Annotated in this window: 25 protein-coding genes and 1 tRNA gene; 17 read left to right on the forward strand and 9 right to left on the reverse strand. The window is 55.1% G+C overall.

From position 1 onward, the window contains the following. Positions 1-2: 2 nt before the first annotated feature. The 4 genes from AC2FH6_RS02260 to AC2FH6_RS02275 form a co-directional block, all read right to left on the reverse strand. On the reverse strand, positions 3-878 hold the full coding sequence (locus tag AC2FH6_RS02260) for a branched-chain amino acid ABC transporter permease (protein ID WP_282027411.1): 876 nt from the start codon (positions 876-878) through the stop codon (positions 3-5). 74 nt (positions 879-952) lie between these two features. After that, positions 953-1,981 (reverse strand): zinc-binding dehydrogenase, encoded by a 1,029-nt coding sequence (locus AC2FH6_RS02265; protein ID WP_496701009.1) that lies wholly within the window; start codon positions 1,979-1,981, stop codon positions 953-955. A 201-nt stretch (positions 1,982-2,182) separates the two neighbouring features. Next, complete coding sequence (locus AC2FH6_RS02270; protein WP_281972111.1) at positions 2,183-2,704, reverse strand: hypothetical protein; 522 nt, start codon at positions 2,702-2,704, stop codon at positions 2,183-2,185. A gap of 344 nt (positions 2,705-3,048) precedes the next feature. Continuing rightward, positions 3,049-3,138: transfer RNA gene (locus AC2FH6_RS02275), tRNA-Ser, on the reverse strand. Positions 3,139-3,321: 183 nt separating this feature from the next. Here AC2FH6_RS02275 and AC2FH6_RS02280 point away from each other — a divergent pair. The 9 genes from AC2FH6_RS02280 (at position 3,322) to AC2FH6_RS02320 (ending at position 10,698) form a co-directional block, all read left to right on the forward strand. After that, positions 3,322-4,104 (forward strand): DUF2059 domain-containing protein, encoded by a 783-nt coding sequence (locus tag AC2FH6_RS02280; protein ID WP_282021541.1) that lies wholly within the window; start codon positions 3,322-3,324, stop codon positions 4,102-4,104. After that, a complete protein-coding gene (locus AC2FH6_RS02285) occupies positions 4,104-4,901 on the forward strand; it encodes a DUF2059 domain-containing protein (RefSeq protein WP_281994622.1) in 798 nt (265 codons plus the stop codon). The genes AC2FH6_RS02280 and AC2FH6_RS02285 overlap by 1 nt, the downstream gene beginning before the upstream one ends. Positions 4,902-5,111: 210 nt before the next feature. Continuing rightward, positions 5,112-5,729 carry a 50S ribosomal protein L21 gene (locus AC2FH6_RS02290; protein ID WP_271947092.1) on the forward strand — a complete coding sequence of 206 codons (618 nt, stop codon included), beginning with the start codon at positions 5,112-5,114 and terminating at the stop codon, positions 5,727-5,729. 11 nt (positions 5,730-5,740) lie between these two features. Continuing rightward, on the forward strand, positions 5,741-6,010 hold the full coding sequence (rpmA, locus tag AC2FH6_RS02295) for a 50S ribosomal protein L27 (RefSeq protein WP_120635433.1): 270 nt from the start codon (positions 5,741-5,743) through the stop codon (positions 6,008-6,010). 93 nt (positions 6,011-6,103) lie between these two features. Continuing rightward, positions 6,104-6,712: a LysE family translocator gene (locus AC2FH6_RS02300; RefSeq protein WP_496688076.1), complete on the forward strand. Its 609-nt coding sequence runs from the start codon at positions 6,104-6,106 to the stop codon at positions 6,710-6,712. Continuing rightward, entirely contained in the window at positions 6,709-7,245 is a 537-nt protein-coding gene (locus AC2FH6_RS02305; RefSeq protein WP_142633834.1) for a GNAT family N-acetyltransferase, read from the forward strand. The genes AC2FH6_RS02300 and AC2FH6_RS02305 overlap by 4 nt, the downstream gene beginning before the upstream one ends. 37 nt (positions 7,246-7,282) lie before the next feature. Then, entirely contained in the window at positions 7,283-8,317 is a 1,035-nt protein-coding gene (obgE, locus tag AC2FH6_RS02310) for a GTPase ObgE (protein ID WP_496691244.1), read from the forward strand. Then, on the forward strand, positions 8,305-9,411 hold the full coding sequence (gene proB / locus AC2FH6_RS02315; protein WP_496701011.1) for a glutamate 5-kinase: 1,107 nt from the start codon (positions 8,305-8,307) through the stop codon (positions 9,409-9,411). The genes obgE and proB overlap by 13 nt, the downstream gene beginning before the upstream one ends. 24 nt (positions 9,412-9,435) lie before the next feature. Next, entirely contained in the window at positions 9,436-10,698 is a 1,263-nt protein-coding gene (locus AC2FH6_RS02320) for a glutamate-5-semialdehyde dehydrogenase (protein WP_496701013.1), read from the forward strand. Here AC2FH6_RS02320 and AC2FH6_RS02325 read toward each other — a convergent pair. Next, on the reverse strand, positions 10,695-11,291 hold the full coding sequence (locus AC2FH6_RS02325; RefSeq protein ID WP_496701015.1) for a histidine phosphotransferase family protein: 597 nt from the start codon (positions 11,289-11,291) through the stop codon (positions 10,695-10,697). The two genes, AC2FH6_RS02320 and AC2FH6_RS02325, sit on opposite strands and share 4 nt — an antisense overlap. A gap of 42 nt (positions 11,292-11,333) precedes the next feature. Between AC2FH6_RS02325 and AC2FH6_RS02330 the strand changes: the two genes are divergently transcribed. From AC2FH6_RS02330 to tsf, 5 genes are all read left to right on the forward strand, one after another. After that, on the forward strand, positions 11,334-11,516 hold the full coding sequence (locus tag AC2FH6_RS02330) for a DUF3553 domain-containing protein (protein ID WP_496701017.1): 183 nt from the start codon (positions 11,334-11,336) through the stop codon (positions 11,514-11,516). Positions 11,517-11,613: 97 nt separating this feature from the next. After that, on the forward strand, positions 11,614-12,369 hold the full coding sequence (gene olsB, locus AC2FH6_RS02335) for an L-ornithine N(alpha)-acyltransferase (protein WP_496688091.1): 756 nt from the start codon (positions 11,614-11,616) through the stop codon (positions 12,367-12,369). Between the two features lie 4 nt (positions 12,370-12,373). Beyond that, positions 12,374-13,210: a lyso-ornithine lipid O-acyltransferase gene (gene olsA / locus AC2FH6_RS02340; RefSeq protein ID WP_271948058.1), complete on the forward strand. Its 837-nt coding sequence runs from the start codon at positions 12,374-12,376 to the stop codon at positions 13,208-13,210. Positions 13,211-13,377: 167 nt separating this feature from the next. Next, a complete protein-coding gene (rpsB, locus tag AC2FH6_RS02345) occupies positions 13,378-14,169 on the forward strand; it encodes a 30S ribosomal protein S2 (RefSeq protein WP_142633821.1) in 792 nt (263 codons plus the stop codon). Positions 14,170-14,246: 77 nt separating this feature from the next. Beyond that, positions 14,247-15,122, forward strand: a complete 876-nt coding sequence (tsf, locus tag AC2FH6_RS02350; protein ID WP_142633819.1) for a translation elongation factor Ts — start codon at positions 14,247-14,249, stop codon at positions 15,120-15,122. A 394-nt stretch (positions 15,123-15,516) separates the two neighbouring features. Here the strand turns inward: tsf and AC2FH6_RS02355 are convergent, their stop codons facing one another. The 3 genes from AC2FH6_RS02355 to AC2FH6_RS02365 all read right to left on the reverse strand — a co-directional run bounded on the left by AC2FH6_RS02355 (position 15,517) and on the right by AC2FH6_RS02365 (position 17,837). Further along, complete coding sequence (locus AC2FH6_RS02355; protein WP_142633818.1) at positions 15,517-16,272, reverse strand: LuxR family transcriptional regulator; 756 nt, start codon at positions 16,270-16,272, stop codon at positions 15,517-15,519. A 5-nt stretch (positions 16,273-16,277) separates the two neighbouring features. Beyond that, positions 16,278-16,718, reverse strand: a complete 441-nt coding sequence (gene aroQ, locus AC2FH6_RS02360) for a type II 3-dehydroquinate dehydratase (RefSeq protein ID WP_496701019.1) — start codon at positions 16,716-16,718, stop codon at positions 16,278-16,280. Between the two features lie 123 nt (positions 16,719-16,841). Further along, complete coding sequence (locus AC2FH6_RS02365) at positions 16,842-17,837, reverse strand: NADPH:quinone oxidoreductase family protein (RefSeq protein WP_496701021.1); 996 nt, start codon at positions 17,835-17,837, stop codon at positions 16,842-16,844. Positions 17,838-17,988: 151 nt separating this feature from the next. On the opposite strand from AC2FH6_RS02365, the gene AC2FH6_RS02370 reads away from it, so the two are divergent. Both AC2FH6_RS02370 and AC2FH6_RS02375 read left to right on the forward strand, forming a co-directional pair. Next, positions 17,989-18,807 carry an SDR family NAD(P)-dependent oxidoreductase gene (locus AC2FH6_RS02370; RefSeq protein ID WP_496701023.1) on the forward strand — a complete coding sequence of 273 codons (819 nt, stop codon included), beginning with the start codon at positions 17,989-17,991 and terminating at the stop codon, positions 18,805-18,807. A 25-nt stretch (positions 18,808-18,832) separates the two neighbouring features. Next, positions 18,833-19,852, forward strand: coding sequence for a phosphotransferase family protein (locus AC2FH6_RS02375; protein WP_496701025.1), 1,020 nt, complete (start codon positions 18,833-18,835; stop codon positions 19,850-19,852). A gap of 12 nt (positions 19,853-19,864) precedes the next feature. Here AC2FH6_RS02375 and AC2FH6_RS02380 read toward each other — a convergent pair whose 3' ends face one another. Then, positions 19,865-20,476 (reverse strand): 2-hydroxychromene-2-carboxylate isomerase, encoded by a 612-nt coding sequence (locus AC2FH6_RS02380; protein WP_496701027.1) that lies wholly within the window; start codon positions 20,474-20,476, stop codon positions 19,865-19,867. Between the two features lie 183 nt (positions 20,477-20,659). Here AC2FH6_RS02380 and AC2FH6_RS02385 point away from each other — a divergent pair, with 183 nt between their 5' ends. Then, positions 20,660-21,877 carry a serine hydrolase domain-containing protein gene (locus AC2FH6_RS02385; RefSeq protein ID WP_496701029.1) on the forward strand — a complete coding sequence of 406 codons (1,218 nt, stop codon included), beginning with the start codon at positions 20,660-20,662 and terminating at the stop codon, positions 21,875-21,877. The last annotated feature ends 23 nt before the right edge of the window (positions 21,878-21,900 follow it).

Raw genomic sequence — 21,900 nt, forward strand, 5'->3', positions numbered from 1 at the left:
GCTTAAACCTTTTTGACCCTAACTTGGCTGAACAGCCCATTGGGGCGAAAGATTAGGACAGCCAACAACAGCGCATAAGGTGCAATCTGACTGTACCCAGCAGCGATATAGCGACTGGCAAACGGTTCGATTACGCCAACGATCAAACCTCCAGCCAATGCTCCAGGTAAACTTCCGAATCCGCCAATGACCGCAGCGGCGAAGGCCTTAATGCCCAGAAGTCCGGTTGCCGGGTCCACGGATCCTTTGGCGGCAAACAAAATGCCTGCGATACCCGCAACCATGCCGGCCAACGCCCAGATGAAACCCTGCACTCGTTTTACCGGGATTCCCATATAATAGGCCGCCAGCTGATTTTGTGAGGCACCCTGCATTGCAAGCCCAAGCTTGGTGCGACTGAAGAACTGGTACAGCCCCCAGGTCAGCAGAACGGTCACGACGATAACCGCCACGTCCTCCATCCCCAGTACAAGGCCGCCGAAATGCACTTCTTTTCCGGCCAGTGGATTCTGTAGCGTCTGCGGTTCGTGCCCCCAGATCAGACCGGCCACAAAGCGGATTACAAAGCCCAGGGCGATGGTCAGAATGACCACGGCCGTCTGGCTTTCCCCGAAAAGTCGCCGAATGATCAACCGGTCCAGCAAGTACCCCAGCGCGCCCATGATCCCCAACGAGATCGGCAAGGCCAGCCAAAAAGGCAGCCCCATATATTCGGCATTTGTAAGCCCGATGGTAACAAAGGCGCCCAGCATCATGAGGTCACCCTGTGCGAAGTTCACTGCCTCGGTCGCCTTGTAAATCAGAACAAATCCGAGCGCGATCAGCCCATAGACACAGCCATTCGCCAGCCCGCTAATCAGCAGCTGCGCATTATCCAAACTCACCTCCCTATACCGGTTGCTCCGGGTTCATTTAGATCCCGGGCCTCCTCCTTAGCCCGGGGTTTGTACTACTATGGCGTGATAATTACCTTTCCGTCACTCTTTTGCAGTGCATCGACCAGCCCGGACATAACATTTTTTAATGTGAGCTTTTCTGAAACATCTGTTTTCCAACGCCCGTCCGCAAAGCGGGCCTGAACCTCGGCAACGACACGTACCACATCTTCGCGAGGCGTCGCTGTCATCCATCGTGTCAGCCAAAACCCTTCGATTTTCTTACCCATAAAGATGAGCTGTCCCGTCTGCGTTAGTTTGGGCAGTTCAGGGCTGAGCTTGCCATAACACACCCAGCGCGCACCTTTCGGCATCGCACAGAAAATCTGTTCGGAAATCTGGTCGGCGACGGCATCCAGAAAGACCCGAGGTTTAAACTCTTTGCTAAGCGCTGCGAATTTCTGCAGCATGTCGGGGTCTGATGTTACCAGCACGTCATGAGCGCCCAGCTCTTTCAATGCAGCAACGGTCTCAGCGCGTCTCACGATCGCAATCGGCTTGAGCCCAAGATCGCGACCGAGGCTGCACATAAGCTTGCCCAACTGACTGGTTGCGGCAGATACAATAAAAGCATCTCCGGCCTGACGCGCCAGATCGACCATCGCCATGGCCGTCATCGGGTTCACAATCTGTGCTGACCCATCGTCATCCGAGATATCCGGGCGCAGTGGAATACACATTTGTGCATCGGTCAGAGCGTACTCGGCCCAGGCACCGGAAAGAGTGGCCATGAATGCCACGCGCTGTCCCTGCAAACCCTCGGCTCCGGCACCGGTGGCGACGACGTCTCCACATCCCTCAAACCCAGCCGGAGATCCCTTTTCCCTAGGCTGCCCGTATTCACCCTTGATAAAATGCAGGTCGGACGGATTAACCGATGATGCCCTCAGGCGGATCAGAACCTGTCCTGCGCCCGGCTCGGGCACAGGCATTTCCGTTTCGGCCAGCCAATCAGACGCATTTTGGATGCTGGGACTAGTGGCTTTGCCCGAATACCCATCATGAGTTTGAACGATCGCAAACATGGAAGAGGGAAGGGGGGTCATGAACGTACCTTTTCTGAACGATTGGAAACTGTCGGGTCCTGCTTGACTGCATCGAACCAACTATTTCGAAAATAATGGCCATGATCGACATCAACCGTGGCATATGTGTTCAGATCAGCCAAGCAAATGGCCAAAGGCGCGTCAATCGAACTATTCTTTGACGTAGGGAAAGACCGCCTGTTTCGGCGGTCTTTCTAATTCTTACTGACCAGTCAACAGGGCCTGAAGTTCCTGAATTTTCAGCGCGATTGTTGCAGGTGAGGCTTTGATATCATCGAGAATACCAACCGCTTTTACCTTCAGTTCTTCTGCCAGTGTGCTTTCCTGAACTGAGGCCACCATGGCGTCATAGTCAAAGTTATCAACACTCATAGCGCCGCTCTCAACCCAGGAATTCAGCAGCTCTTGCCCCTGGTTGGTGAGGGCAGCGACCTCTTCTCCAGCCTGATCAGCCAGCTCAGTCGCTGTTTCACCAGCTTGAGTGGCTAAGTCAGACGCGGCTTCGCTGGACTGTTCGACGATTTCAGCCGCCTGTTCCGTAACGGAAGACGCAGCTTCGCCAGCCTGTTCGGTAACCGATTCTACGGCTTCGGACACGGCGTTTCCGGTTTCTTCAGCGGCGGCTTGCGGCTGTTCGACCGGAGCGGCAGGTTGATTCAGATAGTAATAGATTGCGGCGCCAACGCCGGCGACGACGACCCCTAGCAAGATTATACGCGACATGGGATTCTCCTTTGAAATATGTGTCGCCGAGATGGGGGGAAACTAGCGGACTGGAAAGGGGAATTCGTGGAACATCCTCTCAGAACAAGGGATTGAGCCAGTGTACGCCGATCTGGGCCGATCCCATGGCAATAACACGCCAACGTTGAACAACCAGTGGCCGAGATGCCATTGTTGTCAACCGACCCACAGGGTCGCACAAATGCCTGTTCAGCAGGGAAGCACAGAAACTAAGAATTCTCGTAGGAACGCGCGCAAAGCGAATAAGGCGACAAAGGCCTGCATTTCAGGTGCTTGAGCTAAATTCCGGAAAGCTGGTTACCAATCATGCGCTAAATGGCTGATGGCGGAGAGACAGGGATTCGAACCCTGGGTGGGCTTGCACCCACAACGGTTTTCGAGACCGCCCCGTTCGACCACTCCGGCACCTCTCCGCGGGGGTCTGTGAGGGGGGGATTTAGTGATGAACACCCGGGGGTGCAAGCAGAAAGTTTCATAATTTAGCAATCCCAGGATTTTCCGTTGCCAGATGCCGCAAAACCCCTAGGCTTCTGTACATGAGACATTTTACGCACCACATCACCACCGCCCTTTCGCTGTTTCTTTTCACAGTATTCATGCTGCCAATCCCGGCATCCGCTGCCGGGCGCGATAGGATCGAGGCATTCTTGACCACAACCGGTTTCGACGTTGCCCTTGAAAGTATTGCTCTGGCCTCGGCCTCGGCACCTCAGATGCTGGGTTTTGACCCCGATGGATTCGGGTCGGACTGGGCGCGGCTGACCGAAGAAGTTTTCGATACCAAAGACATGCATGAAACTGCAGTTTCGATTTTAGAGCAGACGCTTAGCGATCAGGCGCTAAATCACGCGGTAGAATTCTATGCATCAGATCTGGGTCAACGACTGGTCTCTGCTGAAAACGCTTCCCATCTGATCGAGGATGACGAAGCGAAACAACAGCAGGGGCAAGAGATAGTCGCTCAACTTGTCCGCGAAGGCTCTCAACGTGTTGAGAGTCTAAAAAGGATGAACACTGCCATCGACTCAAGCGGTACTTCTTTGCGCGCCCTTCAGGAAATACAAATCCGGTTCCTCCTCGCCGCCAGCGCTTCAGGTGTGATCGAACTGCAGTTGGATGCAGATGAATTGCGCGCAATGATGAAACAGAACGAAACCGGGATGCGACAGGCCTTACAGCTTTCTGCACTTGCCGGTGCTGCTTATACCTATCAGGATTTCTCGGATGCGGATGTCATCACCTATGTCGAGGCGTTGGAACAGCCTTTAATGCAGGAAGTCTACGAACTTTTGAACGCCATTCAGTATGAGATAATGGCTATGAAATTCGAAGTCCTGGCAACCAAAATGGCCGAGCTTCACCCCGCACAGGACATCTGATGCGCATTCTGATCGTTTTTGCCCTGATCTTCTGGGCCACATCATCCGGCGCCGTGGAAAAAGCGGATCGGCTGGCGCAAGCAATGCGTCTGGAGAACCTGATCGAAATCCTCCTGTCCGAAGGCGGAAAGATGAGCCAAGAGATGGACGCCACTTTGTTGGATGGCAACGGTGGCGCTCTGTTCGAAACTCGGGTCGAGGCGATTTATGATCCCGATTGGATGTATGATCAGTTGGTCCAGGGATTCCGGCAAAGCCTGGATGAAGTGCATTTGGAACGCGCCATCGCCTTTTTTGAAAGCGATCTTGGCCAGACCATCGTTTCCCTTGAGAATTCCGCACGGCTTGCATTTGTTGATCCGGCAATCGAAGACTTGGCAAAACAGGCCTATTTCGAAAACACCAAAGACAGCATGCAGTTCAAACTGGTCGAAGAGTACATACTGGCCAACGACCTGATCAAACAGAATGTGCGGAGCGCTTTGAGCGCGGATTACAACTTTTTCAGGGGGATAAATGACGGCCAAGTTCTCGATGACAGCGACCTTCTGGACAACCTTCTGCTGCAAAAGGACGGGATCGAGCAAGAGACAGAAACCTGGCTGTATTCCTTTCTGTTGATGGCCTATAACCCTTTGAGCAACGCCCAAATGCGCAAGAACATCGCGTTTTCTCGAACGGATACAGGGCAAGCGCTGAACAGCTCACTGTTCGAAAGCTTCGACAGCATGTATGATCAGATCTATTATGATCTGGGAAAGGCGGTTGCGGCTGTCTTACAGGGCTCTGATCTTTAGTCGCCATTTCATGTTGACTTTCCTCTGCAATCTTTGGATAAGCGCCCATCCCGGCCGGAATCTCCGCGCCGGGTATCGTTATTATTGACCCAAGGGGCTGATCCATGGGTCATTCACACAGCCCGAAAAAGGGCGCGCTGTTCGAGGTGGCTGAGGCCGAAAACACCCGCAAGGGGACCACAGAACGCGGGTTAGACAAAGGAAAGACGCATGTTTGCGGTCCTCAAGACTGGCGGCAAGCAGTACAAGGTTCAGGCGGGTGATATCCTCCGCGTTGAAAAATTGGCTGCCGACGCAGGTGAAAAAGTTCAATTCAACGATGTTCTGATGCTGGGCGGTGACGCTCCGGTTGTTGGTGCACCGTTTGTAGATGGTGCAGCCGTTCAGGCCGACGTGATCGAACAGATCAAGGGTGACAAGGTCATCAACTTCGTCAAGCGCCGTCGTAAGCACAGCTCGAAGCGTACCGTTGGCCACCGTCAGAAGCTGACCCTGGTCAAGATCACCGACATCCTGTCGTCGGGCGCTGACAAGTCGGGCATCAAAGCTGCAACCGGTTCCGCGCCGGCTGGCGAAGCTGCACCCGCAGCGAAAAAGCCCGCCAAGAAAGCAGAAGCCAAAGCAGAGGCACCCGCCGCTGTTGCTGCTGCAGACGATCTGACCGCGCTGAACGGTGTCGGCCCTGCCGCTGCCAAAAAGCTGAACGAGGCCGGTATCGAGAGCTTTGCCGCTCTGGCCGCCTTGTCGGACGAGCAGATTGCTGCTATCGAAACGGTCAAAGTGAAGCCCGAATGGGTTGAGCAGGCCAAAGAGCTTGCTAAAGGCTAAGGAGAGAGAGAATGGCACATAAAAAAGCTGGCGGTTCCTCCCGTAACGGTCGCGACTCAGCTGGTCGCCGCCTTGGCGTGAAACTGTATGGTGGCCAGGCCGCCATTTCAGGCAACATCATCGTGCGTCAGCGCGGCACCAAGTTCTGGCCGGGCGAAGGCGTAGGCATTGGCAAAGATCACACCATCTTTGCAACTGTTGATGGCGCTGTGAAGTTCCACAAAGGCCTCAAAAACCGCACCTTTATTTCGGTCCTGCCAGTGGCGGAGGCCGCAGAGTAAGCCGAAACCCATAAGGTTTGAAAATTCTTGGGGGACCGGCAGAAAATGCCGGTCCCTTTTTTCGTTTTAACGCAGGTTCGATCAAACAGTCCGATGACAGTCGCAACCACCAGTTTCCTGATCTTTGCCGCCAGTCAGGTCGGCACGCCGGGACCGGCCAATATGGTCCTGCTGGGAACCGGTGCGCGTTACGGGTTTCGGGCAGCGCTGCCTTTTGTGGGCGGCGTCATTCTGGGCAAGCAGCTAATCATCTGGCCGGTGGGCTTTGGGTTGCTGCAATTGGCGGATCAGGCGCCGGCGGTGTTTGCTGTTCTGAAATACGCCTCGGCGGCCTATATCATGTGGCTGGCCTGGAAGATCGCCAACACGCGGCTGTCCCGGCAAGAGGCTGATGGCGCAGCGCCAGGGTTTCTGGCTGGATTGATTGTTCATCCGCTCAATCCCAAGGCCTGGGCCATGATCGTTGCGGGGTTCACGGGGTTTGTCGCCGTCGGAACACCAACTTTTGAGGCAACGCTCGCAATCGCGGCTTGTTTGTTGATTTGTCAGGTGATTCTTCATCCAATCTGGACATTTGCCGGAGATAGAATTGCCCACGCGGTTGAAGGTCGGCCGATGGAAAAATATCTGATGTGGACGTTAGCAGGTCTCACTGTTGCGTCTGTACTTTTTGTGTTGTTCGGAGGAGGAACGCACCTATGAAACTTGAGACGATCATAAACCAGCCGGTCATAGAAACCGAGCGGTTCGATCTGCGCCCTCTGCGCCGGTCGGATCTGGGTCTCATCGAACATTATGCCGGAGATGAGCGGGTTGCGCGTATGACGACAAGGATTGCGCACCCTTTGCCGCCCGGCGCGGTTGAGGCCTTTGTGACCCGGTCCATGGCCGAAGACCGCAGCGAGGATGTCTGGGCGATGGACGCGACCAAGGATGGCGGTCCGGAGCTGATAGGCCTGATCTCGCTGGAACGCCTGGATCGCAACCAATCCGAGGTCGGCTATTGGGTGGCTCCTGTCTATTGGAACACCGGGATCGCATCTCTGGCAGTCGAAGCACTGGTTGTCGCCAATCCGCTTGAAAACACGTCGATGTTCGCAAGCGTATTTCAGGACAATCCAGCCTCAGCCAGGGTGCTGACGCATTGTGGTTTCGAATACCTGGGTGATGCCGAAATCTATTCGGTGGCGCGTGATGCGAACGTGCCCACTTGGACATACAGTAAAAAACTCTGACTTGTGGCCGGTGGGGCCTTTGCAGTAGGGGACAGTCATGAAATTTCTCGATCTTGCAAAGGTCTACATCCGGTCCGGGGCCGGCGGTGGCGGCTGCGTTAGTTTTCGGCGCGAAAAGTACATTGAATACGGCGGTCCCGATGGCGGGGACGGCGGTAAAGGTGGCTCTGTCTGGGTCGAAGTTGTGGATGGGTTGAATACCCTGATCGACTTTCGCTACCAGCAGCATTTCTTTGCCAAGAACGGTCAGCCTGGCCGTGGGCAGCAGCGCACCGGAAAAGATGGTGATGACATCATTCTTCGCGTCCCGGTCGGCACTGAGATCCTGGACGAAGACGAAGAAACGGTTATCTGCGATCTGACAGAGGTGGGCCAAAGGGTCCTTCTGGCCAAGGGCGGCAATGGCGGTTTTGGCAACCTGCACTTCAAATCGGCCACTAACCAAGCTCCTCGTCGGGCTAATCCGGGTCAGGCAGGTATCGACCGCACGATCTGGCTGCGCCTGAAACTGATTGCCGATGTCGGTCTGTTGGGGATGCCTAATGCCGGCAAATCGACCTTTCTTGCTGCGACATCGAACGCACGCCCCAAAATTGCCGATTACCCCTTTACCACCTTGCACCCCAATTTGGGCGTGGTGGGTGTCGACAATGTGGAATTCGTGGTGGCCGACATCCCCGGTCTGATCGAGGGCGCACATGAAGGACGTGGCATCGGAGACCGTTTTCTGGGCCATGTCGAACGCTGCGCGGTATTGCTGCATTTGGTTGATGGCACCTCGGAAAGTGTGGCCGAAGACTATCGCACGATCATTCACGAGCTTGAAGCCTATGGTGGTGAGTTGGCCGATAAGCCTCGCATCACCGTCTTGAACAAGGTCGACGCCCTGGATGACGAGGAACGCGAACTGGCCAAGACCGAGCTTGAAGAGGCCGTCGGAGGCTCCGTAATGGCAATGTCTGGTGTGGCACATCTGGGTGTAACCGACGTCCTGCGGGCTTTGCGCGGTCGGATAGACGATGACCGCGTGCGCCAGAAACCCGCCGAGGAGGAACTGCCTTGGCAACCCTGACCGCAGCCAAACGCCTCGTGGTCAAGATCGGATCCGCCTTGCTGGTGGATCGGAACACAGGGTTGCTGCGATCTGATTGGTTACATTCGCTTGCTCAGGACGTCGCATGGCTAAAGGGGCAGGGGACCGACGTCATTCTGGTCTCATCGGGGTCAATCGCGTTGGGGCGTGGCGTTTTGGGTCTGCCCATGGCCACGCTTCCGTTGGAACAGTCGCAAGCCGCCGCCGCTGTCGGGCAAATCCGGCTGGCCCGCGCCTATGAAGAAGCCCTGACGCCTCACAACATTACCACTGCACAAGTGCTCGTCACGCTGGAGGATAGCGCGGATCGTCGCCGCTATCTGAATTCACGCGCCACCTTGGAAACGCTGCTGGGGCTTGGAGTCGTTCCGATTGTCAACGAGAACGATACAGTCGCCACAGATGAGATCCGATATGGCGACAATGATCGTCTGGCCGCTCAGATCGCCGTCACTGTTGGCGCTGATCAGCTGATCCTGCTGTCGGATGTTGATGGCTTCTACTCGGCCAATCCAAATGAGGATGCCTCTGCCAGGCGGTATGACGTCATCGAAAACATCACGCCCGAGATTGAGGCGATGGCGGGTGATGCCGGTTCCGGCCTATCAAAGGGCGGGATGAAGACCAAACTGTTGGCGGGAAAAATGGCCACGGCTGCTGGTTGCGACATGGCGATCACCGAAGGTTCCCCTCTGAACCCGTTGAAAACGCTTGAAAACGGCGCGAACTGCACATGGTTCATCGCGACTGTTGATCCGCATGCCGCACGCAAACGCTGGATTTCAGCGATGAAACCCCGGGGTGAGATCGTTGTAGACGCGGGGGCTGCGCAGGCGCTGAGCAATGGCAAAAGCCTGTTGCCAGCAGGAATAGTCGAAGTGTCCGGAGATTTCGGGCGCGGTGATCCTGTTTCGATCATGGACCCACAGGCGCGACGGCTTGCGCAGGGGCTCAGCCGCTATACCGCGCAAGAAGCAGACGCTATCAAGGGGCGCAAATCGACCGAGATAGAAGCCACTCTAGGCTATCCTGGCCGCGCGGTGTTGATCCACCGCGATGATCTGGCTGTTTGACAAATTGACTGAAAGGCACCTGAGATGAAGGATTTCGACAGCATCCCCGACCTGATGACCGATCTTGGGAAACGCGCCAAGGCCGCCGCTGCCGAGCTGGCATTTGCAAGCGCCGAGCGTAAACATGCTGCCCTGATCGGTGCCGCCGATGCCGTTTGGGCCAATCGTGAACAAATCATTGCGGCCAATAAGAAAGATATGGAATTCGGGCGCGACAAAGGGTTGAGCCCGGCGATGATGGATCGCCTGATGCTGGATGAGGCCCGCATTCAGGGCATGGTCGACGGGCTGCGCGCCGTTGCAGAGCAGGCCGATCCTGTTGGTGAGGTTCTGACCGAATGGGACATGCCCTCGGGCCTGAACATCCAGCGTGTGCGCACGCCTCTGGGCGTGATCGGCGTGATCTATGAGAGCCGCCCGAATGTCACGGCGGATGCGGGAGCGTTGTGCCTGAAATCCGGGAACGCGGTCATCCTGCGTGGCGGATCAGAGGGTTTCCATTCCTCGACAGCCATCCATGCCTGTTTAGTTCAGGGCTTGAAATCGGCGAACCTGCCCGAGGATGCCGTTCAGCTTATCCCAACCCGCGACCGGGCGGCGGTTCAGGAACTACTGACCATGACCGATTATGTCGACGTGATCGTTCCCCGTGGGGGCAAAGGGCTGGTCGGGCTAGTCCAGCGCGAGGCCCGCGTGCCCGTGTTTGCCCATCTGGAAGGCATTGTGCATATCTATATCGACAAGGCCGCTGACCCCCAAAAGACGCTGGAGGTGGTTTTGAACGCCAAAACCCGTCGTACCGGAATCTGCGGTGCTGCCGAATGTCTGCTGATCCATCAGGATATCGCTGAAACGCTGGGAAGGGATGTCATATCGGCGCTTCTGGCCGCAGGTGTCGAAGTACACGCCGAAGGTACTTTGGCCGTTGATGGCACTATCGCGGCCACTTCTGATGATTGGGGCAAAGAGTTTCTGGATAGTATCATCGCGGCCAAGCCGGTGACTGATATCGACGCCGCCATTGCTCATATCCGCAGGTTTGGGTCGAACCATACCGATTGCATCATGACCGAGGATCCCGCTGCAGCCGCCCGGTTCTTTGAACGGCTTGATAGCGCGATCCTGATGCATAACGCCTCAACCCAATTCGCCGATGGCGGTGAGTTTGGCATGGGGGCCGAGATTGGCATCGCCACCGGAAAGATGCACGCGCGCGGCCCCGTAGGGGCGGCTCAACTGACCAGTTTTCAGTATCTGGTGCGCGGTTCAGGGACTGTTCGGTCTTAGAACCGGATTTCGACGCGGGTTGAGGCCGTATCGGTCGCGACCCGCCGTCCCATCGACGATGCGGATTCAGGCAGCAGCGCAAATTGAACCTGCGCCGGGGTGATCTTGTTGGTAAACCGTCCGCTGGGCAGGTTCTTCCATAGCTCGGCTTCCAGCTTCAATTTGTCCGCGGTCCCTGTCACAGACCAGTTCTTCCCGTCGTTTACGATCGTTACATCCCCGCCAAATGGCATCGCGCTTTCGCAGCACATCAACGCCAGAAAGGCCAGTTTCACTTGATTACGCGGTACGGCTTCGGTCAGGTTCCAGTTGACGCGAACACGACCTGCGCGTTCGACATCATTCAACAGCTCTAAAACCTCGGCCCGCCCAAGGGGATGATCGCTGGCCGACCCAAAAGCGACCCTGAAAAAGCGGATGCGTGCGCCGGCGCTGCCGACACTTCCCGCGATCAGTTCCATCTCGGGGCCTTGCACCGCGCCAACCATTTCAAGCAGCTCCAAGCCGTTGGTGATCGCCCCGATCGGGCTGATCAGATCGTGGCAGATCCGCGAGCCGATCAGTTCGGCCAGGTTGACGTCCAAGTCGCTCATGCGTACCTCCTGCTGTATCTGCCGCCGGACCGGAGCCCCTTGATGACAGATCTGAATGCCATTCTCGCACCGGGCATGTATGTCCGCCACCCCGATTTCCCCGATTGGGGCATTGGACAGGTACAATCCAACATCGCAGATAAGATCACCGTAAACTTCCGCGAGCAGGGAAAAGTGGTAATCGACGGGACACGCATCGCCCTGATGCCGGTCTTTGATCCGTGAAACTGGTTTAAGAAAGGTTAACGTTTGATCGAAGTGCTCTATGTTGCCATTCCCCTGAAACCTGCGGTATCAGCGCGGAAACAACACGGAACCTCTGATGCCGGACGCAGGCCCTTCTTTCACCGTCAAACTCGCCGAAAATGACACCGAATTGCGGGCTGCACAGCGGTTACGCTATGACGTGTTCATACGTGAACTGGGCGGCGGTGGGGAAATGGTCGACCACGATGCCGGGCTGGAACGTGACAGGTTCGATCCCTATTTCGATCATATGTTGGCGGTTGACGATCAATCTGGCAAAGTTGTTGGCGTTTACAGGCTGTTACCAGGTGATCGTGCTTCTGAAATCGGACAGTTCTATTCCGAAGATGAATACGATCTTTCCATCTTGAAACAAGGCGGACGCAAGCTGTTGGAGTTGGGACGTTCATGTCTACATCCCGATTATCGCGGCGGCACAGCAATGTATCACCTGTGGAACGGGTTGGCCGCCTATGTTGCCGAGCGCGAGATCGAGGTCTTGTTCGGCGTCGCCAGTTTCCACGGCACCGATCCTCAAGCTCTGGCTCAGCCTTTGTCCATGTTACATCACAATCACCTTGCGCCTCCGGACCTTCGGGTTCGGGCTCAGCCCGAAGTGTTCCAGCCCATGGATATGCTGGATAGCGATAAACTGGATCGGCGCGCAGCGATGGTGCAGGTTCCAGCACTGATAAAAGCATACCTGCGTCTCGGCGGGTTTGTGGGCGAGGGTGCCTTTATCGACCATATGTTCAATACCACCGATGTTTGCCTTATCCTCGACACGGCGCGGATGAATGAGCGACAACGGCGCATCTATGGTGGAGCGTAACGTGATGAGTGACGCCTCATGGCACAGTGAAGACGCACCTGACCCAATCAATCTGGGGGTCTGCGGATGGCTATTGGTCTTCCTTCGGGGTTTACCACTTGCTGTATTTGTATTCAGCGGGCTGATTGTCCTGCTGATCCTTCGCATGATCGAGCGCCCGCTCTATGGGGTTCACCGTCCGGTCACGCCCTTCATCACGCAGTTCGTATGCCGTAATGCGTTCCGGATTCTCGGGATTAGCTACCGTACAACCGGCGAGCTTATGACCCAGCGTGGTGCGGTTGTTGCGAACCATTCCTCGTGGCTTGATATTTTTGCGCTGAATGCCCGTAAAAGGATCTATTTTGTCTCGAAGGCCGAGGTAGCCAAATGGCCCGGTATAGGCTGGCTGGCGCGAGCGACAGGTACTGTTTTCATCGAGCGCGACCGCAAGAAGGCACGCGAACAGACACTTCTGTTTCAGGAGCGCCTGACAGCCGGTCACAAGCTGCTGTTTTTTCCAGAGGGTACGTCGACCGACGGTCTACGGATTTTACCATTTAAAACAACACTTTTTGCGGCATTCTTCACCGAAGATCTACGCGATTTCATGTATGTTCAACCGGTGTCGGTCGTTTACCATGCACCTAAGGGTGAGCCTGACCGGTTTTATGGCTGGTGGGGTGACATGGATTTTGCACCGCATCTGTTAAAGACTTTGGGAGCACGTCGCCAAGGTGGCGTAGAGCTAATTTATCATTCGCCAGCCAAGGTCAGCGACTTTGAGAACCGAAAGGCCCTGGCCGCCTATTGCGAAGATACCGTGCGTCAGGCGCACAGCCTTGCGCGGCTTGAAAAATAGGGCGATTGGCCCTTGCACTGCCTGAAAACCTGCCGTATACGCGCGCCATTCAAACCCGCAGGCGGGGTTTGGGCTTTATAGGGGAGACATCCTTATCTGGCCCGCCGGTTGGAGCATCCGCTTCTTTCACCCCCGCCGAGGCGTAAACCGGAAAAAGGAAATAAAGCATGGCTCTTCCCGAGTTCTCCATGCGTCAGCTGTTGGAAGCTGGCGTTCACTTTGGTCACCAGACACAGCGTTGGAATCCCCGCATGGGCCCGTTTATCTACGGCTCGCGCAATGGCATCCACATCATGGACCTGACCCAGACCGTTCCGATGCTGGACCAGGCTCTGCAGGCTGTTCGTGACACTGTTGCCAAGGGCGGCCGCATTCTGTTCGTAGGCACCAAGCGTCAGGCCGCAGGCCCAATCGCCGAAGCAGCTGAAAAGTCAGCCCAGTACTACATGAACCACCGCTGGCTGGGCGGCACGCTGACCAACTGGAAAACCGTTTCCCAGTCGATCAACCGTCTGAACCAGATTGACGAAGCCATGGAATCGGGCGCCGAAGGCCTGACCAAGAAAGAGCGTCTGGGCATGGAACGTGACCAGGGCAAACTGCAGGCTTCATTGGGCGGTATCCGCGAAATGGGCGGCGTCCCGGACTTGCTGTTCGTCATCGACGTCAAAAAAGAAGCACTGGCCATCGCCGAAGCCAACAAGCTGGGTATCCCGGTCGTGGCAGTTGTCGACACCAACTGCTCGCCCGATGGTGTCGATTACATCATCCCTGGCAACGATGACGCAGCCCGCGCGATCTCGCTGTACTGCGATCTGGCAGCACGTGCCGCTCTGGACGGCATGACCGCTCAGATGGGTGCAGCAGGCGTTGATCTTGGCGCATTCGAAGAAGCACCGGTTGAAGAAGTCGTTGCGGAAGAAGCACCCGCAGCAGCAGAAACACCTGCCGAAGCGTAAGCTGCCCGTCACGTAAATGACATCTGGGGCAGGGTATGACCTGCCCCAATTCCGTTTGAATTGAGGAGAGCCAAAAGATGGCAATCACAGCAGCAATGGTAAAAGAACTGCGCGACACCACTGGCGCAGGCATGATGGACGCGAAAAAAGCGCTGACCGAAACCGGCGGCAACATGGACGAAGCCGTTGATTGGCTGCGCACCAAAGGCTTGGCCAAAGCGGCTAAGAAATCGGGTCGTACCGCGGCGGAAGGTCTGGTTGCCGTTCACGTAAACGGCAACAATGGTGTTGCAGTTGAAGTGAACTCGGAAACCGACTTCGTCGGGAAAAACGCCGAATTCCAGGAAATGGTTGGTAAGATCGCATATGCCGCAGAAGGCGTCGACAATGTCGAAGCTCTGCTGGCAGCTGATCTGGGTGGCAAAACCGTTGCGGAAACGCTGACCGACAAGATCGCCACCATCGGTGAGAACATGTCGGTGCGCCGTATGTCCAAACTGTCGGGCGACACTGTTGTATCTTACGTCCATAACGCAGCCACTAACGGCATGGGCAAGATCGGCGTTCTGGTCGCTCTGACCGGCGGTGACGAAGCCATCGGCAAGCAGATTGCGATGCATATCGCGGCTGTGAACCCGGCAGCTCTGTCCGAGGCAGACATGGACCCGGCGATCGTCGAGAAAGAAAAGCAGGTCCAGATGGACATCGCGCGCGAATCCGGCAAGCCGGAGCAGGTCATCGAAAAGATGATCGTTGGACGCATGAAGAAGTTCGTCGCTGAATCGACCCTGTTGAACCAGCAGTTCGTTGTAAACCCTGACCTGACCGTTGAGGCCGCTGCCAAAGAAGCAGGCGCGACCGTCACCGGATTCGTGCGTCTGGAAGTTGGCGAAGGCATCGTTGTCGAAAAAGAAGACTTTGCCGCTGAAGTTGCAAAAGCAGTTCAGGGCTAAGCATCACAGGCCCTGAACAGGGCCTGTATCAATCTGAGAAACCGGGTACGCCATGCGTATCCGGTTTTTCTTTGCCCTTAGTGTAGAAATGATGCCAAGAAACGAAAAAGGACGCCGAAAGCGTCCACAAGTTAAACCTAGTTTAAATGAGGGGCCCCGCAAAGATGGGGATGGACGAGGCCCCCCAAAATTCCGACAAAGAGACGCGGACAAATAGGCGCCCTATTGTCAGAGCGATCGGAGAGCTTTGTTATTGCAAAGATCCGACCAAATGTTCCCAGGCTAAAGCCACCACTCACGGAACAATACCACTTTGCAACTTTAGCGTTAGATTCGGAAAGTCATGTTTTCCTTACCCTAGGTAAATTGACGCATATTCGCGTCACTCCCTGAGTCAAACCCCAACGATGAACATCTGATTTTGAAGAGATGCTTTCAAAACTGCCTGCGCCGTTGTCTCGACCACGAGGGCCTCGCGCGCCAGACGCAGATGCTTTTCGACAGTGGCCGAAGTCAGCCCCATCAGAATCGCAATGTCCTGAGTTGTTTTGCCGTCGCCGACCCACTCAAGCGCCTCACGCTGACGTTTTGTCAGGGCACGATTTGGTGCGTTATAGGGCAGGGTGAGGATTTTCAGATGAGCAACGTTGTTCATCAGAAGAATATCCTGGCCAAATTCCTCCCAGACAGCATCCACATCGTCTTGTGTACGCGATCCATGCGCTGAAAGCGAAATTGCCCCTTTTGACCGAACCGAAACCGAGTCGAAACTGACCGTATAGCCGGCGACGACACCTTTGGTTTTGTTGAACTCGATGACGTCTCGCTCTTTTGCGGTCAGGGTGCCATCAGTCATCAGATCCTGGGCGATCCTCCAGCTTGCGGCCCCTTCATTATGCAAAGCCCATTTCAGCATTGGAGCATGGAAATACAACCCGCCTCCCAGAAACCCATCCAGGTAATCTTTGCTGTGATTGGTCAGGATTACAAAATCCTCGGGATCCCCCAGCGACGTTTCGGTGCGATATCGCGTATATCCGTACAGCAAACGATCGAACCCATATTCTGCCATTTGCCGGCAATGGGCATCCCAGAGCTCTTCCAGGGTTTTGGTATAGCTGAGGAAATTCAGATACTCAGAAAGCTTCATAGCGATCATTCACCCTGTAAATGGAACCGCAACGCATCCAGCGCCAGCACATATCCCTGCGGACCCAATCCGCAAATCATGCCTACAGCCACACGTGAGATATAGGATCGGTGTCGAAACTCCTCACGCGCGTGGATATTGGACAAATGAACCTCGATGACCGGCAGCTCAACCGAGGCGATTGCGTCCATCAGGGCAATCGAGCTGTGCGTATAGGCACCTGCGTTCAAAACAATGCCGTCCTGCACACCTTTGGCGGCATGAATGGCATCAATCAACGCGCCTTCGTGGTTGGATTGGAAATGAGTCACTTCCATCCCGATAGACTTACCGTGGTCGAGGCACATATCCTCGACCATTTGCAGCGTTGTGCTTCCGTAAACCTCGGGCTGTCGCGTGCCCAGCAGATTGAGGTTCGGACCATTCAGAATAAGAGCTTTATGCATTGTTATACTGTCCCCATAACAAGGTTCTTAAACGTGAACAGGTAGAGATGTCCACCGAACCTGGATCATGCGTCAGAACCGCGGCCTATAGGACACGAGGCTGAAGTTTCAGATATTGGCTGGCTATGCCATGGTCACGACAATTTTCCCAAGGGCCTTTCGGCTGGCCAGAAGGTCTAGCGCCTTTTGGGCTTGATCCAGAGGGAATTGCGCACTGATCTGTGGTTTGATCTGCCCTTTGGCGTATAACCCGAACAAATCTTCCATGTTTTTGCCATGTCCCTTCGGGTCGCGATACACCGAGGCGCCCCAGAAAACACCGACAATTTGACAACCCTTAAGCAGAGGGAGGTTCAATGGTATCTGAGGGATTCCAGCTGGGAAACCGACGACCAGGAATCGCCCCTTCCACCCCAAGCTGCGCAGCGCTGGCTCTGAATAGGCACCGCCAACGGCATCGTAGACGACATCAACGCCCTGACTACCGGCTAAGGCCTTGATGTCCGATCCAAAGGCCTTCTGCGCCGGTTTGTCCATGTCGCGCGCGTAAATGATCGTTTCGTCCGCCCCGATCTGACGACAGAAATCTGCTTTGTCCTGCGATGAGACTGCCGCAATAACCCGAGCCCCCATGGCATTGGCTAGCTCAATCGCAGCCGTACCAACTCCGCCTGCTGCACCCAGAACCAGGACCGTTTCCTCTTGTTGCAGCGCAGCGCGGTCCTTCAGGGCGTGATATGAGGTGCCATAGGTGAAGATAAAGCTCGCCGCGTCCTCAAACGGCATTGAGCTCGGGAATTTAACAGCTGTCGCCGCTTTGACCGCCAGATGTGTGGCAAATCCTCCGTGTCCGGTCAGAGCCAGCACACGGTCGCCAACGTTAAAGCCCGAAACACCTTCGCCCAGCCCGATAACCTCGCCAGCGATCTCACCTCCGGGGGCAAACGGTCTTGGTGGCTTTATCTGATACAGGTCGCGTATCATCAGTGTATCCGGGAAATTAACGCCTGCGGCCCGCACGCGAACAAGCAATTCGCCCTTGCCCGGCGACGGATCGGGCAGGGTGGTCAGTTCCAATGTCTCCGGCCCGCCCGGAGCGACGCTGAGTAAGGCTTGCATGTTTACGCTAATGTCCCTGTTATTCGGTAAGGAGGAACTTTTGGCGTACTGTTCTGAGTTGTCAAGAAACCACCCGGCACAACCGGGTTAGGCGTTACTCTTGACCGACAAATGAGACAGTTTGCCAAAATCAAAAACCGAGGAGCAGGTCATGACCCCCGAAACTCTTTTCTCATTGCAGGGCAAAACCGCTCTGGTCACGGGTGGGGCCACCGGAATTGGCCGAATGGCAGCCGAGGCGCTGGTCCGGGCGGGTGCACGTGTACTGTTGGCATCTCGTAAAGGTGACGCGTGCGAGGCGGTCGCGGCCGAATTGAACGCACTGGACGCCATAGGAACCGCCGAAGGGTTTGCCGGTGATGTCGGATCAAAAGAGGGTGTCGACAATCAGGTGGCCGAAGTGCTCAAGCGCACGGACCGGCTGGATATCCTCATGAACAATGCCGGTGTTTCCTGGGGCGCACCGATGGGTCAGTTTCCCTACGAAGCCTGGGAAAAAGTCATGTCAGTCAATGTGACAGGAATCTTCGAACTGACCCAAAAACTGTTGCCGATTCTGATGTCTTCCGGGACTGCCGAAGATCCATCGCGCATCGTCAATGTTGGATCGGTTATGGGTGAAGTTCCTATGGGCGACGGTGCGTATAGCTACTCTGCCTCAAAGGCGGCTGTGCTGCATCTGACCAAAATCATGGCCAAAGAACTTGCTCCGCATCACATCACCGTCAATGCGCTGGCGCCTGGACCCTTTGTCTCTCGGATGACGGCCTTTGCCACATCTGACGAAGGGACGCGCAAAAAAGTCGGCAAATCCGTACCCTTGGGTCGCGTTGGACGTGACGAGGATATCGCAGGCTGTATGCTGTTCCTGTGCGGTCTGGGTGGCAGCTATGTCACCGGCGCGGTGATCCCGGTTTCGGGCGGGATCAATGTTGTCACCGCCGGCAACATCTTTGCTGAAGCACTCTGAAGCATCGGCCAAAGGGAGCCACAAAATGGACAGCGCAATTCTGGATCTGAAACGCGTCGATGCCTATCTCGGCACGCATCTCAAAAGGTATCGGGGTCCGTTGGAGGCGAAAAAATTCGAGGTTGGCCAATCAAACCCAACTTTTGAGTTAAAAACGCCTGAGAATTCCTATGTCCTGCGCCGCAAGCCGCCCGGAGTGTTGCTGAAATCCGCCCATGCCGTTGACCGCGAGTTCAGGGTTCAAAGTGCTCTGGCCGAAAGCGATGTGCCTGTACCCAAAATGCTGCTGCTTTGCGAGGATGATGACGTCATCGGGTCGGCGTTTTATGTGATGGAGCATCTCGACGGTAGGACGTTTCTTGAACCCACAATGCTTGGCGAAAGAACCGAAACCCGCACGGCAATTATCGACGAGATGAACCGCGTTCTGGCGGCGCTGCATAAGGTCGATATCGATTCTGTTGGCCTGTCCGACTATGGCCCGCCGGGAAACTATTTTGAGCGTCAGATCGGGCGGTGGACGAAACAATTTCGGGCGTCCGAAACCATTCAGATTCCGGATATGGATGCCTTGATCGAGGCTTTGACCAACGCAACCCCCAAGGATGATGGTCAGAGAACGCTGGTTCACGGCGATTACCGCATCGACAATCTGATGTTCGAAAAGCAGGGCACCCGCTGTCTGGGCGTACTGGATTGGGAATTGTCGACAATCGGGCATCCCTTTGCCGATCTCGCAGCCGTTATCATGCAATGGCAGATGCCACCTGGAAAAGAGGGGCGGGGTCTGGCTGGCATAGACCGGTCCTCGCTCGGCCTGCCATCCGATCAGGCTTTCATTGATCAATACTGCGAGCGCCGCGACCTGCCCGGAATTGATAACTTTGGGTTCTATCTGGCGTTCAATTTCTTCCGAATGGCCGCGATCTTGCAGGGTGTTTATAAGCGGGCGCTTGACGGAAACGCCTCTGATCCGAAAAGAGCTCAGATTTTTGGTAGTTACGTTCCTAAGTTTGCACAACGAGGGCTGACTGCATTGGGCTGAGGATGAAACCGCCTAGGGCGCATGAAATCTCGACAATTCAAGCTCAAGGTTGGCCAGGCTGTTTTTGCCAAAGAACATCTCAGTGTCTACAAACATGCTGGGGACACCGAAAACACCTCGCTTGACCATAGCCTTGGTTTGGTTTTTCAGGTTTTGCTTTACGTTCAGATTGGTCATGGCCTCGCGCAGTTTTCGTATAGGCAAGCCGTTATCCTGAAGAATGTCGCAAAGGACACCCAGCTCATCCACTTTTTGGCCGTGCACCCAAATTGCATCAAATATGGACGCTATATATTTGTTTTCCCATGATTTACCGGATGCTAACAAAGCCCCGCGCATGGCGAATTTGGTGTTCATCGGGAAATGTGGGCTCATATGAAAGCTCAACCCACGGTGACGCGCAAAGCGATGGAGATCGCGGGTCAAATAGGCCGTCTTCTGCCGGTTCTCTGAAAAAGCCTTAAACGGGCTTTGGTTATTGGTGGCTTTGAAAACAGTGGCCAGCAGAACCGGAACATATGTAACACCGACTTCGTGCTTTGCAGCGATATCAGATATCATCTTCTGCGCGAGGAAGGCGTTCGGACTGCAAAAATCATAAACAAATTCTATATGTTGCGGCATATTTCTCCTCCATCAGGCGAGAGTCGAACCGGACACGAATCTATCTGCGACCACATTAGCAGGCAAAACCCTTTTGGCGTACAGGGACATCGTTGGATTGAGGTGATTTAGCTGTCCTTTTTCCGCTTAACCCCGCAATATCCGGGAAAGATACGTTAATTTCTCAAAGTTGAGCACACACAGATGAAGTTCGAACAAGCCCGGCTAGATCGTATTTGCGATTGGATGCAATCCTATGTGGATGATCGCAAATATGCCGGAAGCTCATTCTTGATGATGCATCAGGGCAGGGAGGTTCTGTTTCATTCCTGCGGGCTTAGAAGCGTTGAGAACAATCGGCCATTCGAGCGGGATACCCTCGTTCGCATCTATTCGATGACCAAGCCGATAACCACTGCGGCCCTGATGATCCTTGTTGAACGCGGTGAGGTTCACCTCGGCGCTCAAGTGTCTGAATATATATTTGATTTCGCCGCAACACAGGCGCTGGTACCCGGCGCCACAAGGTTGGATCAGACCGAACCTGCACCTGCACCAACGCTTCATCAGCTGCTGACCCATACAAGTGGCCTGAGCTATCCTTTCAACCCCGGGATCCTGGCTGCGGCAATGGACGAACTTGATCTTGTTTTCGGCCCTAAAGAAGGGTCTTTGGCCGAAAGAGTATCTTTGCTGTCCACTTTGCCTTTTGCCTTTCAGCCAGGAACGCGATGGGAATATTCGGTAGGGATAGACGTTATTGGTCGCGTGATAGAAGTTCTTTCTGGCCAATCTCTGGAGCAATTCCTTGCGGAAGAGATTTTCAGACCTCTTGGCATGTCCCAGACCGGGTTCAGGGTTCCGGCGGGAGCAGGGGATCGGTTTGCCTCGCTCTATACGCCTTTGGCGGGCAATGCGATGGCGCTGAACGAAGCCCGTACGGGTGAGCAGACTTTGCGTCTGGTCGACAATGCCGACGCATCGCCCTTTGAATCGGCAACAATGTACTCTGGGGGCGGAGGGTTGGTTTCAACCATTGATGACTTTGCTAGATTTTCAGAGATGCTCCGAAATCGCGGAAGGTTCGGTGATCAACAGATTCTTGCACCAAAAACTGTAGAATTCATGCTTCACAACCACTTACCCGGCGATATTGCCTCGATGGGACCGCAGAGTTTTGCGGAACAACCCATGGAGGGCATGGGCTTTGGCCTTGGTGGCGCTGTCGTCATTAACCCCGGCAGAACCTGTGTTCCGGGCAGCATGGGGGATTTCAGCTGGGGTGGTATGGCATCGACCTTCTTTTGGGTTGATCGTCAGAACGATTTTACAGCGATCTTTTTCACCCAACTGTCACCATCCAGCTCTTATCCCTCCCGCGCAGAATTGAAGGCGCTCACCCTCGGGTCAATCATTGAATGACATTCGGCGCGCTGATACCCATT

It is taken from the genome of Ruegeria sp. CDSC045, from assembly GCF_059610725.1.

Excerpts from the sequence above, each read along its gene's own strand:
- AC2FH6_RS02265 (WP_496701009.1), bottom strand. The coding sequence starts at position 1,981 with ATGACCCCCCTTCCCTCTTCCATGTTTGCGATCGTTCAAACTCATGAT.
- AC2FH6_RS02270 (WP_281972111.1), bottom strand. The coding sequence starts at position 2,704 with ATGTCGCGTATAATCTTGCTAGGGGTCGTCGTCGCCGGCGTTGGCGCC.
- AC2FH6_RS02280 (WP_282021541.1), top strand. The coding sequence starts at position 3,322 with ATGCTGCCAATCCCGGCATCCGCTGCCGGGCGCGATAGGATCGAGGCA.
- AC2FH6_RS02285 (WP_281994622.1), top strand. The coding sequence starts at position 4,104 with ATGCGCATTCTGATCGTTTTTGCCCTGATCTTCTGGGCCACATCATCC.
- AC2FH6_RS02290 (WP_271947092.1), top strand. The coding sequence starts at position 5,112 with ATGTTTGCGGTCCTCAAGACTGGCGGCAAGCAGTACAAGGTTCAGGCG.
- rpmA (WP_120635433.1), top strand. The coding sequence starts at position 5,741 with ATGGCACATAAAAAAGCTGGCGGTTCCTCCCGTAACGGTCGCGACTCA.
- AC2FH6_RS02300 (WP_496688076.1), top strand. The coding sequence starts at position 6,104 with ATGACAGTCGCAACCACCAGTTTCCTGATCTTTGCCGCCAGTCAGGTC.
- AC2FH6_RS02305 (WP_142633834.1), top strand. The coding sequence starts at position 6,709 with ATGAAACTTGAGACGATCATAAACCAGCCGGTCATAGAAACCGAGCGG.
- obgE (WP_496691244.1), top strand. The coding sequence starts at position 7,283 with ATGAAATTTCTCGATCTTGCAAAGGTCTACATCCGGTCCGGGGCCGGC.
- AC2FH6_RS02320 (WP_496701013.1), top strand. The coding sequence starts at position 9,436 with ATGAAGGATTTCGACAGCATCCCCGACCTGATGACCGATCTTGGGAAA.
- AC2FH6_RS02325 (WP_496701015.1), bottom strand. The coding sequence starts at position 11,291 with ATGAGCGACTTGGACGTCAACCTGGCCGAACTGATCGGCTCGCGGATC.
- AC2FH6_RS02330 (WP_496701017.1), top strand. The coding sequence starts at position 11,334 with ATGACAGATCTGAATGCCATTCTCGCACCGGGCATGTATGTCCGCCAC.
- olsB (WP_496688091.1), top strand. The coding sequence starts at position 11,614 with ATGCCGGACGCAGGCCCTTCTTTCACCGTCAAACTCGCCGAAAATGAC.
- olsA (WP_271948058.1), top strand. The coding sequence starts at position 12,374 with ATGAGTGACGCCTCATGGCACAGTGAAGACGCACCTGACCCAATCAAT.
- rpsB (WP_142633821.1), top strand. The coding sequence starts at position 13,378 with ATGGCTCTTCCCGAGTTCTCCATGCGTCAGCTGTTGGAAGCTGGCGTT.
- tsf (WP_142633819.1), top strand. The coding sequence starts at position 14,247 with ATGGCAATCACAGCAGCAATGGTAAAAGAACTGCGCGACACCACTGGC.
- AC2FH6_RS02355 (WP_142633818.1), bottom strand. The coding sequence starts at position 16,272 with ATGAAGCTTTCTGAGTATCTGAATTTCCTCAGCTATACCAAAACCCTG.
- aroQ (WP_496701019.1), bottom strand. The coding sequence starts at position 16,718 with ATGCATAAAGCTCTTATTCTGAATGGTCCGAACCTCAATCTGCTGGGC.
- AC2FH6_RS02365 (WP_496701021.1), bottom strand. The coding sequence starts at position 17,837 with ATGCAAGCCTTACTCAGCGTCGCTCCGGGCGGGCCGGAGACATTGGAA.
- AC2FH6_RS02370 (WP_496701023.1), top strand. The coding sequence starts at position 17,989 with ATGACCCCCGAAACTCTTTTCTCATTGCAGGGCAAAACCGCTCTGGTC.
- AC2FH6_RS02375 (WP_496701025.1), top strand. The coding sequence starts at position 18,833 with ATGGACAGCGCAATTCTGGATCTGAAACGCGTCGATGCCTATCTCGGC.
- AC2FH6_RS02380 (WP_496701027.1), bottom strand. The coding sequence starts at position 20,476 with ATGCCGCAACATATAGAATTTGTTTATGATTTTTGCAGTCCGAACGCC.
- AC2FH6_RS02385 (WP_496701029.1), top strand. The coding sequence starts at position 20,660 with ATGAAGTTCGAACAAGCCCGGCTAGATCGTATTTGCGATTGGATGCAA.